This window comes from Pseudoalteromonas sp. SS15, assembly GCF_049257195.1.
Lineage (GTDB): Bacteria > Pseudomonadota > Gammaproteobacteria > Enterobacterales > Alteromonadaceae > Pseudoalteromonas.
In genome coordinates, this window is the sequence record NZ_JBMMUD010000002.1 from 296,484 (window position 1) to 310,808 (window position 14,325).

A 14,325-nucleotide genomic window follows, 5' to 3' on the forward strand; every position below is an offset into this window, starting at 1 on the left:
TAAAGTGGCGTCCCCTAGGGGATTCGAACCCCTGTTACCGCCGTGAAAGGGCGGTGTCCTAGGCCTCTAGACGAAGGGGACGCAGTATCATGTAGATAATGTGTCACTAGGACTGGTTATTTAAGCTCTTACCATACGAGCGTTTATCTTGAGCACTTTAAATAAAGTGGCGTCCCCTAGGGGATTCGAACCCCTGTTACCGCCGTGAAAGGGCGGTGTCCTAGGCCTCTAGACGAAGGGGACGCAGTATCATGTAGATAATGTGTCACTAGGACTGGTTATTTAAGCTCTTACCATACGAGCGTTTATCTTGAGCACTTTAAATAAAGTGGCGTCCCCTAGGGGATTCGAACCCCTGTTACCGCCGTGAAAGGGCGGTGTCCTAGGCCTCTAGACGAAGGGGACGCAGTATCATGTAGATAATGTGTCACTAGGACTGGTTATTTAGACTCTTACCATACGAGCGTTTATCTTGAACACTTTTAGTAAAGTGGCGTCCCCTAGGGGATTCGAACCCCTGTTACCGCCGTGAAAGGGCGGTGTCCTAGGCCTCTAGACGAAGGGGACGCAATATCATGTAGATAATGTGTCACTAGGACTGGTTATTTAAACTCTTACCATACGAGCATATTTAACTTCCCTACTCCATTCGAAGAAGTAGCGAAATTGGCGTCCCCTAGGGGATTCGAACCCCTGTTACCGCCGTGAAAGGGCGGTGTCCTAGGCCTCTAGACGAAGGGGACACAAAACTGTGTTCTCTAGGACAATTGCACTTAGAAGATTGGTGGAGCTATGCGGGATCGAACCGCAGACCTCCTCGCTGCCAGCGAGGCGCTCTCCCAGCTGAGCTATAGCCCCTTACCTTGGGCTTATCTAACCTTTCAGTTAGTCACCTGTATCGCTGAGTGCGGGGCGCATTCTATGCACCCGCAAAATTAAAGTCAACAATTTTTCTTTAACTTTTTACTGTTCGCTTTAAAAAACAGCAAACAGGCGCATATATAACCACAACAACCGTTTTGAGGCAACTAAACCCTCACTATATCATCACCCTAACCCTCAAATTGCTCTGTTTTATTCCCTGCCGCACTTAGATATTAGCTAGCGTTATGATGTTTGCTATTTTAGCTTTATATTCCGACCTACATAAAGGGCATCTATAAATAGTTTTGAAAAAAGCTTAAAAGCCATAACCTTTAATTTTAACTACTAATTACAGCCCAGTATTGAATTCAAAATATTGGGGCTTTGACTTTGATTTATTTTTCTATGGGACAATTTTCTTGGCTTTTTAAGATTTTTTTAGTTTGAAAACGCACTTGCTATATAATGAAGAATAATTGCAATTTGATGATAAAACCCGCAGACAGACCAAAATTGTAAATTCAGCTATTGACTCTGTTGCAAGTCTCCCTATAATACCGCTCCACAACGACACGGCAACGTGTTGTTTTTAGATATGGGTCGTTAGCTCAGTTGGGAGAGCATCGCCCTTACAAGGCGAGGGTCACTGGTTCAAGTCCAGTACGACCCACCACATATCTAAATTTATCTATAATGGGTCGTTAGCTCAGTTGGGAGAGCATCGCCCTTACAAGGCGAGGGTCACTGGTTCAAGTCCAGTACGACCCACCATTATAGAGCTGTAATATGGGTCGTTAGCTCAGTTGGGAGAGCATCGCCCTTACAAGGCGAGGGTCACTGGTTCAAGTCCAGTACGACCCACCATATTACACACCAATTTCTAAATGGGTCGTTAGCTCAGTTGGGAGAGCATCGCCCTTACAAGGCGAGGGTCACTGGTTCAAGTCCAGTACGACCCACCATTTAGAAAAACTTTGCGGGTTGTTAGCTCAGTTGGGAGAGCATCGCCCTTACAAGGCGAGGGTCACTGGTTCAAGTCCAGTACAACCCACCACTTTACTGGTTCGCAAAGTACATTGATATGGGTCGTTAGCTCAGTTGGGAGAGCATCGCCCTTACAAGGCGAGGGTCACTGGTTCAAGTCCAGTACGACCCACCATATCAAGTCATTTATTATGTGGGTCGTTAGCTCAGTTGGGAGAGCATCGCCCTTACAAGGCGAGGGTCACTGGTTCAAGTCCAGTACGACCCACCACATAATCCAATCTTAAATTCTTAATCTTACTCTGTTTTATCTCCAAACTATTTAAAAAAGCCCATTAAAGGTCTAGACTGTCATAAGCCCTTATCGTTACTAATTTATTCAATGAGCTTAAACAACTTTAGCAATATCAAGCTGTTAATCGTCGAAGAACAGCCGCTCGCGCTGAGCCATCTCAGGCGCTCTTTAGAGCAGCTACAGTTTAAGCATATCTATATTGCCGAGCATGCCGTTGCAGCAATTGAGCTTTGTGCCAGTGAAAAGTTTGATTTAATTATTTGCTCATTCGATTTAACTAAGCGACAAAACGGCTATCAGCTCTACGAAGAGTTAAAAAGCAAAAACCTTATCAAGAACACCACCGCTTTTATTTTTGTCTCTGCAGAGACCAGCGGGGAGTTAGTTCATAGCGTACTTGAGCTTCAACCTGATGACTTCTTAGTTAAACCATTTTCAATTAAAGAATTAAAAACCAGACTTACCCGCGTGTTAAAGCGTAAATTTGCGCTCAAACAAATTTTTACTTTAATTGATGATGGCAATGATTCAAAAGCAGTTAAATTTATCGACAAAGAACTCGATAATAATGACAACACCTACAGCCCTATTATGCTTAAGCTCAAAGGTGAGGCGTTACTTAGACTAAAGCGTGTTGATGAGGCTAAAACATTCTATAAATCGGCACTGTCTTTACAAAAATTCGCTTGGGCCAAAATAGGCCTGGTAGAAGCTTTAATTGCAAACAAAGAACATGTACTGGCTCAACGTATGCTAAAGACGATGTTAGAACGTTCAGAAACTCGATTGGTTGCGCTCGACTTACTTGGTCGCCTTGAAATGCAATTGAATCAATTTGAAAACGCACAAACATTTCTTCAGCAAGCGTCTAATATGGCACCGCGGAATATCGAAAGGCAAAAAAGTTTGGGTCGTGTTGCGTCAATTAATCACGATTACGAATCTAGCTACAACGCCCATAAAGACATAGCTCAGTACGCAAAAAACTCAATCCATGATAGTCCTGAGATCTACCTTAATGCGGCTAGAGCTGGTATCGACTTTGCCCTTGCCACAGATCAAACCGAGCAAGTTAACCGTATCACACGACAAACTCAAAAATACTTGGGGGATTTAAAAAAGCAATTCCCTAATGCCAATAATCAAACTCAGTTAGACGTATTAAACGCACGTATTCATTATTTAAAAGATGAGCATCAAAAAGCCATTCAACTTATTAACCAACTTGAAGATGAGCCGACAATACGTTCAATTGATGCCGCCCTTGATAAAGCTAAAGCTTGCCATGAATTAGGCATGCAGCATAAAGCTCAAGACTTATTCACACAGATCATAAAACACTGCGAGCGTCATAAAGACATTAGCGACCCCACTACCCTGCACTACATTCATCAGCAAAAAACAGAGAAGCAAGACATTACAATGGGCCCGAAAGAGCTTAACAACCATGCTGTGACTCAGTTTAATAGAGGTCGAATTGATGTCGCGCTTGAAGCATTTACGCAAGCGTTTAGAGTCATGCCAAAAAATGCCAGTATTGCTCTTAATTTGGCGCAATGTTTATTAGATAAAAACCACCAAAAAGAAAACACCATCAACACCCCATTGCTCAAGAAGTGCTTTGCGCTTTTAAACAATGTGGAGTTAGATGCCGATCAGAAAGAGCGTTTTGGTAAGCTGAAAGTCACCTGCGATGAGCTGGGACTTTCAGTAGAGTGATTGTTTAAGGCTAAGCTTTTGTCATTGATAACGCATTCACGCAATAGCGTAAGCCCGTTGGTGGTGGGCCATCAGGAAATACATGCCCTAGATGCGCATCACACACATTACAAACAATCTCGACTCGCTGCATACCATGGCTGTTATCGCCAATATATGCTATCGACTCTAAATAAGCTGGTTTTGTAAATGATGGCCAACCTGTACCACTGTTAAACTTTTCGTCCCCTGAAAACAGTAAGTTATTACAACAAGCGCAGTGATAGTCACCCGCTTCAAATACCGTGCAGCTACCACTGCTGAACGGCCTTTCGGTGCCTTTGTTACGGGTAATATAGAAGACTTCTGGGTCTAGCTCTTGCTGCCACTGCTCAGCAGTTTTTTCAACCCGATTCTTCGGCTCTGGATTACCAGCGTTCGCGTACTTTAAAACATCTTGCCAGGTCAGCATAATTTATCCCTTGTTATCTTGTTTTTCAGGCTCAGGCCAATCATTAAAAAAGTAGCTTAAATAACGACTTTTCAGCAAATACAATATCACCCACAACAAGAGCACCATTTGCACTGCTAAAAACATCGAAAATTGGTAATACGCTTGTGACGCCTGATAGATCAACCAGATTAAGTCTAAGCATGCACAAAGTAATAACGGCCAGCGCATGTGTCGCCAAATTTTGGCTAACTTCTGAGAGCTGGTAGGTCGGCGTAGTGAATAAATCACTGTCGGTACAATGGCAATGGCACCTATTCCTAACGCTGTAAAGAAATGGAATTTAGAAACAAAAAATAGCGACATAAAATCGATATCTGGACGTCTTGCCAATGCAGAGAATGTCCATAAAAAATAAGCACGCAGCAACACCACCAGCGTCAAGTTAAAAGCCAGTGGTGTACGATACACGCCATATTTATCCCAATATTCTGGGCCATAATGTTTCATAAATGTCCTACCCTCTATGCTGAGGAACTACTACAAAAACGCGGCCATATTGACCGCGTAGTGTATTTCTATAATTGCTGCTTGGAGTTACTCGTGTTCAGCGAACAAAGCAATTAAGGCATCTTCATCAAGGATCTCAATACCTAACTCTTGCGCTTTAGTTAGCTTAGAGCCCGCTTTTTCGCCTGCAACAAGGGCATGGGTGTTTTTCGAGACACTGCCAGCCACTTTTGCGCCGAGTGCCTGTAATCTCGCTTTCGCGTCGTTACGATTTAACTGGCTCAATGTACCAGTTAAAACATACGTTAACCCAGCAAGCGGCTGTGCATCCGCAGACTTCTGTTCTATTTGCGGCCAATTGATGCCAATTTCAAGTAGCGCATTCACAACAGCTTGGTTATGTGGCTCGTTAAAGAAAGCATGAATGTGTTTGGCAACCACAACGCCCACATCACTAACCGTTTGTAAGTCATCCGTGTTAGCTGCCATTACCTTTTCTAGCGTTAAATAGTGGTTTGCCAGATTCTGCGCGGTCGCTTCACCCACCTCACGAATACCCAAAGCATATAAGAACTTTGCTAGAGTCGTTTGCTTTGCTGCTTCTAAGGCGTTAACTAGGTTTAACGCCGACTTTGGTCCCATACGTTCAAGTGACTCAAAATGGCCTTGCTTTAAGGTAAATAAATCCGCAGGTGTCTCAATCAATTCTCTATCAACAAGCTGATCAACAATTTTATCGCCTAGACCATCAATATCGAATGCTTTACGTGATGCAAAGTGTTTAATCGCTTGCTTGCGCTGTGCTTGGCACACTAACCCACCGGTACAACGAGCCACGGCTTCGCCTTCAATGCGCTCAACGTGTGAGTCACATACTGGGCATGTTTCAGGGAATACGATGTCTTTGGCATCATCAGGGCGACGCTCAAGCACCACTTGTGTTACTTGAGGTATTACGTCACCTGCGCGGCGTATAATGACGGTATCACCGACTTTTACGCCAAGGCGCTCTATTTCGTCACGGTTATGAAGCGTTGCGTTTGACACGGTTACGCCACCGACGAAAACTGGCTCTAAACGAGCTACCGGTGTAATTGCACCGGTACGCCCTACTTGGAATTCAACATCCAGTAATTGAGTGATTTCTTCTTGTGCAGGAAACTTAAAGGCAATGGCCCATCGCGGCGCTCGGGCTACAAAACCAAGCTGTTGTTGGTAATCTTTACGGTTTACTTTGATCACCACGCCATCAATTTCATAGGCAAGGCTAGCTCTGCGCTCTAGAATATCTTGGTAATACGCCATTACTTCTGTGGTGCCTGTCACTAGACGCGTTTCAGGACACATTGGGAAGCCCCAATCTTTGAGCTTACTGAGTTGCTCAAAATGTGCATCTGGCAACTCTACCCCTTCAACAACACCGGTTGAGTAGGCGTAGAACATCAGTGGGCGCTTGGCGGTAATTTTAGAGTCAAGCTGACGTAAACTACCGGCAGCCGCATTACGCGGGTTCGCAAAAGTTTTTTCACCTTTAGCAAATGCTGTTTCATTTAATTTTTCGAAACCCGCCGTATCCATAAATACTTCACCGCGCACTTCAAGCTCTGCCGGAATATCATCACCACGTAAACGCAGCGGCACGTTACGAATGGTTTTAACGTTCTCAGTGATGTTTTCACCAACTTGACCATCACCGCGTGTTGCCGCCTGCACTAATACGCCATCTTTATATAAGATAGATACCGCTAGGCCATCGAGTTTTGGCTCGCAACAAAAATCCAGAGGCTCGCTCACCAATAAGCGCTCTTGAATACGGCGATTAAATGCGGAGAATTCAGCTTCATCAAAAGCATTATCAAGAGACAACATAGGCACTTTATGAGTCACTTGAGAGAACTTACTCAGTGCTTCCCCACCGACTTTTTGCGATGGAGAGTCAGGTGTGAGTAATTCAGGGTTTGCTTGCTCTAGCGCCATTAACTCACGCATAACCCTATCGTATTCTGCGTCTGGCACACTTGGATTATCTAATACGTAATACTGGTAGTTATATTCTTCTAATTGCTGTTTTAATGCATCAATTTGCTTAACAACTGACTCTGACATCTCGACCTCTAAAAACAAAAAGCCACCAAGCGTGAGCTCGGTGGCCTAAAAAATCATAACGCGCTAATCATTAAGCGGCGAATTCGCGAACCTTTTCAACATAGCTGCGAACCGTTTCAACACTTAAAGGCTGACGTTGGTGATCAAGCACCGTAGCACCAAACTCGTCAGACAGTTTCTTAGCAGCACTGTGCAGCATATTAAAGGCTGCTAGGCTATCGCCCTCACATGGTAGCGTCATAAATAAACTAACGCCCGCAGTGCTAAACTGCTCCATGTTATCAATATCGAACGTACCTGGGTTGAACATATTCACTAAGCGGAACAATACAGGGCCATTACCTGAAGGCTCAACATGACGGTTAAAGAAGCCTTCATCAGAATATTTAAAACCTAAGCTCAAAACACAAGGTAATAGCTTAGAGCCCGCCATAGAAAGGCCTTCTGGCATTTCAATGTGCAAGATAATAAAGTCTTGTGGCTCAGGGGCTGCTGCCGGCGCAGCGTCTTTTTGTTGCTCTTCAGCAACAGGTTCAGCAGTTGGCTCTTCATCTACCGCTGAAAAATTCATATCACCCAGTTCAGGTTCATTGTCTGTCGCTGGGGCCGCAGGCTCAACTTTAGGCTGTGGTTTCGGAGTATTATCAGTTTGTTCTGGTGTTTCTTTTTTTCTTACTGACCATAAGCCGTGGATCAATAAACCGCCAATAACTAGCGCACTGATCACGATTAATGCCCATCTTAATTCTTCGGCCATTACTCACCTTTATCTTGCTACGTTTGTGCCATTTGCACTGCTTGTTCTATGTCTACGGCAACCATACGCGAAACACCCGGTTCTGCCATGGTTACCCCCGTCAGTCTACCCGCCATTTCCATGGCGATTTTATTGTGACTAATATATATAAATTGCACCGATTGTGACATTTCTTCGACCAAACGGCAAAAACGCACGACGTTGGCGTCATCAAGCGGTGCATCAACTTCATCCAGCATACAAAATGGCGCTGGATTTAGCCTAAATATTGAAAACACTAATGATAATGCGGTCAGCGCTTTTTCTCCACCACTTAAAAGGTGAATTGTTGAGTTTTTCTTGCCCGGTGGCCTTGCCATAATCGCAACACCGGTTTCTAACAGGTCATCTGAGGTCAACTCTAGATAAGCTTGACCCCCCCCAAACACTTTCGGGAACAACCCAGCAAAGTCTTTGTTTACTTGATCAAAGGTTTGCTTAAAGCGCTGCTTGGTTTCTCGGTCTATTTTACGAATAGCGCCTTCAAGGGTTTCGAGTGCGGCAGTTAAATCATCAAGCTGCTCGTCTAAATACGTTTTGCGCTCTAGGGCTTGGTCATATTCTTCAATCGCAGCGAGGTTTACCGCACCTAACTCCAACAACTGCGCAGTAGTGTTTTGTAACTTTGACTGAAAGCTCACCAGCTTAGGATTTTCTGGCAAGCTTGCCAAAATATCTTTGAGTGTTTGCTGTAACTCTTCAAGGGGTTCTAGCATCAACTGCGCTTTAATCATTAGCTCTTGCTCTGCTAATTTAAGCTGCTGAAGCTGATTTTGTTTTTTTGTTACGCCTGATTGTGCGTCTTGCAAACTCGCTTGTTTATCTTGCAGTGCTTTTTGGGCTTGCGCTTTTTGCGCTTGATACTGCTCTAGCTGAATTTCAATTTCTTGATGCTGCTCGACTAAAATCATCAACTGCTCTTCACACTCGAGCAGTGGCAGTTGTTGGTCTTCTAATTGCTGCTGTAAGGTTTCGAGTCGCTCTAAGGCGCTATTTAACACGCTTTGGCTGTGTTGCTGTTTTGTTTGCTCAAGTTGCCACGTATTTTGTACTTTTTGCAACTCAAGCTCAGCCTGATGCAATGCTTGCTGAGCCGTTTGCGAGTGACTTGCAGCCTGAATATAGGCCTGCTCTTGTTCATCAGCCTGAGTTTGTAACTCAATTTGCTGCGCTTGAAGTAACTCAAGGGCAGCTACCATGTCCGCAATCTGTTGTTTTTGCTTGGCAATAGGTGCTGCTTGCTCAGTTAATTGTGCTTGAAGCGAGCCTTGCTTTTGTTGATATTGTTCGAGTGTTTGCTGCCAATTGGCATGTTGTTTTTCTAATAGCTCGGAGTGAGTTTGTGCCTTCGCCATACCCTGTGCGATTTGGTGAATATTGGCACTGTTACTCTCAACATCTTGTTGCGCTGCTTTTAAACGCGTTTGTAAGGCTTCTTTTTGCGCTTTTGCTTGCTCAACGTCTGCGATTAGTTTTGGTAATTCGTCGTTAAGTTCATTTAATTGCGTTTGCTGTGTTAATAAGCCCACTGAGGTTTGTTTAGACTTACTAACTCTAAAGTTCTCACCATACAAGTTACCTTCGCCATCAACGGCCATCCACCAGCCTTGCTCAGGAGTAAATCGCTGACCTTGTTCAAGTAATTGGATCTGGTTTAAAAATTCAGGGTAAACCTGCCCCTGCAGTAAACTTGCAACTGAGCCCTCGCGAAGCGCTTGGGTGTTATTCCAGACACCATGCTCAGTGATGCTTTCGCTTACAGGTAATAACGTCATGCCAAGCAGCGCACTTTCAACAATCGCTGCATCACTCGCATTGACGGATAAGGTTTGCAGTAGCGTCTGCTGTACGTCCTCGGTCAGTGAGCTAAGCACATTCTCTAACGCACTGATATTTGCTTTGCAGCTACTGACCTTTTGCACGCGCTCGCGCTCTTCAAGCTCGGCCTTTGAATAACTAGTCTGTGCATCATCTAAAGCAACAGCCAGTTGCTTGGCCTGCGATTGTAGCCCTGCCATTTGTTTCGCAAGCTGATTAAATTCGGCTTTTGCTGCATCGAGCTCTTTTGTGACTGATTGGCTTTGCTGCTGTTCAATTTGCTTTGCCACATCTGCAATATTTGCCTGCAAGTGAGTCAGCGATAACTCTGCTTGCTTAAGGTTTTGTTCTGCTTGCTGAAGTGCTTGGCGCTGCTCAGATAGTTCATGCTGCCCTGCATTTAACTTCGCTTGTTGAGCTTTATGTTCTGCTTGTGACGATTCAAAGGTACTTTGTGCTTTGAATAACGCGTCTTTCGCTTGTTCAAGCCCTTGCTCTGCCACTTGCTGTTGCTCAGTAAACTCAGTTTGCGCATGTTGCAGAGTTTGCAGTGCATCTTGTGCTTCTTTAAATGCATGTTTTTGTTTATCTATGTCAGCTTGTAGTTGCGTCTTTTGTTGCTGTGCACTGAGTTTTTGCTGTTCAAAGCGAATTATCTCGGTATGAATACGATGCTTTTGCTGTTGTGTGTCTTCTAGTTTATGGGTGTCTTGTTCAAGTTTTGCTTCTAGTGCTGAAAGCACATCAGCATGACCTTGATGGGCGTCACTAAAAAAGCGGATTTGTTTTTCAAGTTCAGCGATTTCAGCGGCTTTTTGCTGTTGTTGTGCATTTAGCTTTTGCCATTTAATGACTGCAACTTGGCCTTTGAGCAAACGCTCATCACGCTTAAGCTCACGATATTGTTTGGCTTGCTCTGCTTGTACCGAGAGTTTATCAAGCTGATTTTTCAGCTCTTGGCGCATATCTAACAAGCGCTCTAAGTTATCACGGGTACTTTGAATACGGGTTTGCGTTTCGCGGCGTCGCTCTTTGTATTTAGAAACACCGGCTGCTTCTTCTAAAAATACTCTCAGCTCTTGTGGGCGGCTTTCAATTAAGCGAGAGATCATCCCCTGTTCAATTATCGCATAACTACGCGGCCCAAGGCCTGTGCCTAAGAAAATATCAGTGATATCGCGTTTACGACATTTGCTGCCATTGAGAAAATACAATGACTGGCCGTCTCGGGTTACTAAACGCTTAATCGCGATTTGATTTCGATTGGCGAGACTGCCTTGTAACACACCAGAAGTATTATCAAAGAAAAGTTCTACTGAAGCTTGAGAGACAGGTTTACGGTGTGTTGAGCCATTAAAAATAACATCTGTCATAGCATCGCCACGCAGGTTTTTTGCTGAGCTTTCACCCAGCACCCAACGTACTGCGTCAATCACATTAGACTTACCACAGCCATTGGGGCCGACCACACAGGTCATCTGATCTGGAAATGGGATCTTGCTGGGCTCTACAAATGATTTAAAGCCAGCAAGCTTAATATGGGTCAGCCGCATGATTTGCTAGGGTTACTTTAGTTAATTGAAAACAATAACAAAATAATCTTCAAAGATTAAGCTTGGCGTTTTATGTTATCTAGGATGATCCCAGTCGCCATAGCCACATTCAGCGACTCTGCCCCACCAAAAGCAGGTATGGTGATCTTTTGGTTAATGAAAGGTGCAACTTGCTCTCGAATACCATGAGATTCGCTTCCCATCACCAACACCCCTTTTGCAGCAAACTGCGTTTTATGGACACTTTGACCACCAAGGTATGCGCCATAAACATCGCCGTCATAGTCCACTAAAAATGCCGACAAGTCAGTGCGGATCACATTAACACGAACAAACGAGCCCATGGTCGCGCTGATCACTTTAGGATTAAAATGGTCAGCACAATCTAGGCTCACCACGATTTGCTTCAAACCATACCAGTCAGCCACGCGAATAATGGTGCCTAGGTTTCCAGGATCTGATACCCCATCTAGCGCTAACACGAGGCCTGATGTGTCTATGCTGCTTGGCTCTGGCATAGTGACAATGGCAATGGCTGCATTGTTACTTACTAACGTGCTCGCTTTACTTAAACTCTCTTCATCGGCTTCAACAATGTCATCGGCAAGAATTTTATCGTTATGGGCAGTAATAAATGCAGGTGAGGCAAATAACTGTTTTACTGGCATATTGGCAGCAAACAACTCAAGGATATTTTTTTCTCCTTGCACTAAATAACAATTATGTTGTTTGCGATATTTTTTCTGCGCCAATGCACGCAATAATTTTAGTTGGTTTTTAGAAATCATAGTTACCCCACAAAAGACCTTGGCGATTATACCTGATATTTATAAACACAAACAGATTGCGACCGTTCAGCACCAGAACTGCTTATTTTGATTTAAATCACCATTACTGATAATTATTTGCATTTACATTTGACAACCTTGTACCTATAATCCCCGCCGTTGAATTCTCTGCACTTATATATTCAACAGTCAACTCGACGAGCTCGGCATGCGCATCCATACCAAGTATCGGTAGGAAAGCCGACCTATATCCAAAAATTATTGAGAGGATCTCATAATGTCTAAGATGTTTACCAAGCACTTAATTGCAGCTTCACTATCTTGTGCGTTTTTAAATACAACTGCTTTCGCTGAAGATGACAACACAACTCATGAATCAATGGAAACCATTGTTATCATGGGTGAAAAAGCCGATAGAACGTTAAAAGATACCGCTTCTTCTGTGTCAGTAATCAATGAAGAATTGCTTAAAACATTGACTCATTTAAGCGTTACTTCAGCAGTCTCTGAAATTGCCAATGTGGTTGTTAAACCTGGCGCTTTACCTGACATTCGCGGTGTATCCGGTAATGGTGCTGCCGCAGGCTTTAATGGTGTAACAGGCGGTGCTAAGGGCCGTGTTTCAATTTTGGTTGATGGCATTTATCAACCTTATATGGCTGACTTAACCGGTGACTCAGGTATCTGGGATGTAGAACAAATCGAAGTATTTCGCGGCCCTCAATCAACGACTAATGGCCGAAACAGCATTGGTGGCATGATTTTCATTAAAACCAAAGATCCAAGTTTTGATTGGGAAGCCGCAGGTAGGCTTGGATACCGTAATCAAAGTGATTATATTGATACTTCTGTGATGGCATCAGGCCCTATTATTGAAGATGAATTAGCATTTAGATTCACAGCGCAAGGTCTTCAAGGCAATGATTATGATAACAGCATCATTCACCCAACCCACGACCCTGAATTTGATTTAGACAAACTCAAAACCACGCGTTATGGCACTAAGCTATTGTGGAAGCCAAAAGCCCTTGAAGGGTTTTCTACTATGTTAAGTTTTGACAGCAACAGTGAAGAAGGTAACTCAGGCCGTCGCTATTTTAGAAATGACGATCCTTGGGCCTTCGTACCGAATTTCGAAAGAAATATGGACACAGATACACGCACAACAAAATTAAATGTCGACTACACAATTGATAAGGATAGCAGCGTCGATGTGTTGTGGGCATATATGGATCACAGGTGGGGCTTTAATTCATACGAATTAGTTGAAGCGAGAAATCAGCTACTCATTATGAATGAAAAGAACGTGACTTTTGATGGTAAGTATAACTTTGGTTTAGATGATGCAGCGCTTAAGGGCTTTATTGGTCTGGCTTATTTTGAACGAGAGCAAGATTACCAAAGCCATACAGGCTTCTTATATCAAGGTAACGACAGTAGTGACTCACGCGCAGTCTACGGTGAAGTCAGCTACAGCATCAGTGAACAATTCAGTGTGATCTCAGGCCTACGTGTAGAAAAAGAATCACAGTTCCGTGATTACATAGAAAATACGATGGAGGGTGAACAACTGGTTCATCGCTCACGTTCTATACTTGATCAAGAAAATACCATTCGCTTACCTAAAGTGGTTCTGCAATATAAAATAAATGAACAACATACCGCAAACATCAGTGCACGCCGAGGCTATAACTCTGCCGGCGGTGCTTTTAACTGGATGACGCAGCAGTACTATTATTACGATGCTGAATATGTGAACACCTACGAAGCTGGTCTAAGAAGCTCATTGAATGATGGCAATGTTAACTTCAGTGCCAATGTATTCTTCAATGCCTACCAAGGTTATCAAGCTGTTGGTCCGAATAGGAACATTGATAACCTCGCCCGCGTTGATACATACGGCCTTGAACTAGAAGTGTCGGCCATGCTCTCAGACAGTGTACAAGTGACCGGTGGCCTAGGTCTTCTTGAGACTGAAATGAAAGATGGCACTGAAACCTTCAAAGACTTAGATGGTAAAGAGCTCAACTCAGCACCCAAAATCACCGCCAATGCTGGTGTTAAGTATTGGATCAATGATGCTTTCAATGTAGGCCTTTCTGGTAATTATGTTGATGAGTTTTTTGGGACGTTTACGAATGAACCAGAAAAGAAAGCGGGTAACTACTCTCTGGTTCGAGTGCATGCCAACTATGAATTGGAGAACTGGCTATTCAATGTGTTCGTGAATAATGCGTTAGATAGACAAGCAGTAACTCATCGTTCACCTGCAAATGCCCGTGACCCTTATGGCAACGCTGGTATTATTGACCCGCGTACTTTCGGTATTTCAGCGACTTATACTTTCTAATCGCTATTAAAAGCTTGAGCTAACACAAAGGCGGGTTACTTTACTCGCCTTTTTCCTTTCTTTTATTTGGACAGTAGATCCGCATAACGCTACACTATTCGCGTTTTTATTA

At 43.7% G+C, this 14,325-nt stretch carries 8 protein-coding genes and 13 tRNA genes; 9 read left to right on the forward strand and 12 right to left on the reverse strand.

The window, feature by feature from the left end; translation table 11 throughout:
* Nucleotides 1–5 precede the first annotated feature (5 nt).
* The 6 genes from AAEU28_RS05520 to AAEU28_RS05545 form a co-directional block, all read right to left on the reverse strand.
* A tRNA-Glu gene (locus tag AAEU28_RS05520) sits at nt 6–81 on the reverse strand.
* Between the two features lie 86 nt (nt 82–167).
* Nucleotides 168–243: transfer RNA gene (locus tag AAEU28_RS05525), tRNA-Glu, on the reverse strand.
* An 86-nt stretch (nt 244–329) separates the two neighbouring features.
* Nucleotides 330–405: transfer RNA gene (locus AAEU28_RS05530), tRNA-Glu, on the reverse strand.
* Between the two features lie 86 nt (nt 406–491).
* Nucleotides 492–567 (reverse strand) — tRNA-Glu (locus AAEU28_RS05535).
* A gap of 100 nt (nt 568–667) precedes the next feature.
* Nucleotides 668–743 (reverse strand) — tRNA-Glu (locus AAEU28_RS05540).
* A gap of 39 nt (nt 744–782) precedes the next feature.
* Nucleotides 783–858 (reverse strand) — tRNA-Ala (locus tag AAEU28_RS05545).
* Between the two features lie 603 nt (nt 859–1,461).
* Between AAEU28_RS05545 and AAEU28_RS05550 the strand changes: the two genes are divergently transcribed.
* From AAEU28_RS05550 to AAEU28_RS05585, 8 genes are all read left to right on the forward strand, one after another.
* Nucleotides 1,462–1,537, forward strand: a tRNA-Val gene (locus tag AAEU28_RS05550).
* A gap of 22 nt (nt 1,538–1,559) precedes the next feature.
* A tRNA-Val gene (locus AAEU28_RS05555) sits at nt 1,560–1,635 on the forward strand.
* A gap of 17 nt (nt 1,636–1,652) precedes the next feature.
* Nucleotides 1,653–1,728: transfer RNA gene (locus AAEU28_RS05560), tRNA-Val, on the forward strand.
* Nucleotides 1,729–1,750: 22 nt separating this feature from the next.
* A tRNA-Val gene (locus AAEU28_RS05565) sits at nt 1,751–1,826 on the forward strand.
* 16 nt (nt 1,827–1,842) lie between these two features.
* Nucleotides 1,843–1,918, forward strand: a tRNA-Val gene (locus AAEU28_RS05570).
* 29 nt (nt 1,919–1,947) lie between these two features.
* Nucleotides 1,948–2,023 (forward strand) — tRNA-Val (locus AAEU28_RS05575).
* Nucleotides 2,024–2,043: 20 nt separating this feature from the next.
* Nucleotides 2,044–2,119: transfer RNA gene (locus tag AAEU28_RS05580), tRNA-Val, on the forward strand.
* A gap of 111 nt (nt 2,120–2,230) precedes the next feature.
* A complete protein-coding gene (locus AAEU28_RS05585; protein ID WP_421963281.1) occupies nt 2,231–3,862 on the forward strand; it encodes a response regulator in 1,632 nt (543 codons plus the stop codon).
* A gap of 10 nt (nt 3,863–3,872) precedes the next feature.
* On the opposite strand, the gene msrB is transcribed toward AAEU28_RS05585, so the two are convergent.
* From msrB to AAEU28_RS05615, 6 genes are all read right to left on the reverse strand, one after another.
* Nucleotides 3,873–4,313, reverse strand: coding sequence for a peptide-methionine (R)-S-oxide reductase MsrB (msrB, locus tag AAEU28_RS05590; RefSeq protein ID WP_058030784.1), 441 nt, complete (start codon nt 4,311–4,313; stop codon nt 3,873–3,875).
* A gap of 3 nt (nt 4,314–4,316) precedes the next feature.
* Nucleotides 4,317–4,802: a DUF2919 domain-containing protein gene (locus tag AAEU28_RS05595; RefSeq protein ID WP_421963282.1), complete on the reverse strand. Its 486-nt coding sequence runs from the start codon at nt 4,800–4,802 to the stop codon at nt 4,317–4,319.
* A gap of 87 nt (nt 4,803–4,889) precedes the next feature.
* A complete protein-coding gene (ligA, locus tag AAEU28_RS05600) occupies nt 4,890–6,908 on the reverse strand; it encodes an NAD-dependent DNA ligase LigA (RefSeq protein WP_421963283.1) in 2,019 nt (672 codons plus the stop codon).
* A 70-nt stretch (nt 6,909–6,978) separates the two neighbouring features.
* Nucleotides 6,979–7,665, reverse strand: a complete 687-nt coding sequence (zipA, locus tag AAEU28_RS05605) for a cell division protein ZipA (RefSeq protein WP_421963284.1) — start codon at nt 7,663–7,665, stop codon at nt 6,979–6,981.
* Nucleotides 7,666–7,682: 17 nt separating this feature from the next.
* Complete coding sequence (locus AAEU28_RS05610) at nt 7,683–11,075, reverse strand: chromosome segregation SMC family protein (RefSeq protein WP_421963285.1); 3,393 nt, start codon at nt 11,073–11,075, stop codon at nt 7,683–7,685.
* Between the two features lie 56 nt (nt 11,076–11,131).
* Entirely contained in the window at nt 11,132–11,863 is a 732-nt protein-coding gene (locus AAEU28_RS05615; RefSeq protein ID WP_421963286.1) for an RNA methyltransferase, read from the reverse strand.
* Nucleotides 11,864–12,140: 277 nt separating this feature from the next.
* Here AAEU28_RS05615 and AAEU28_RS05620 point away from each other — a divergent pair, with 277 nt between their 5' ends.
* Nucleotides 12,141–14,213: a TonB-dependent receptor gene (locus AAEU28_RS05620; RefSeq protein WP_421963287.1), complete on the forward strand. Its 2,073-nt coding sequence runs from the start codon at nt 12,141–12,143 to the stop codon at nt 14,211–14,213.
* Nucleotides 14,214–14,325 lie beyond the last annotated feature (112 nt).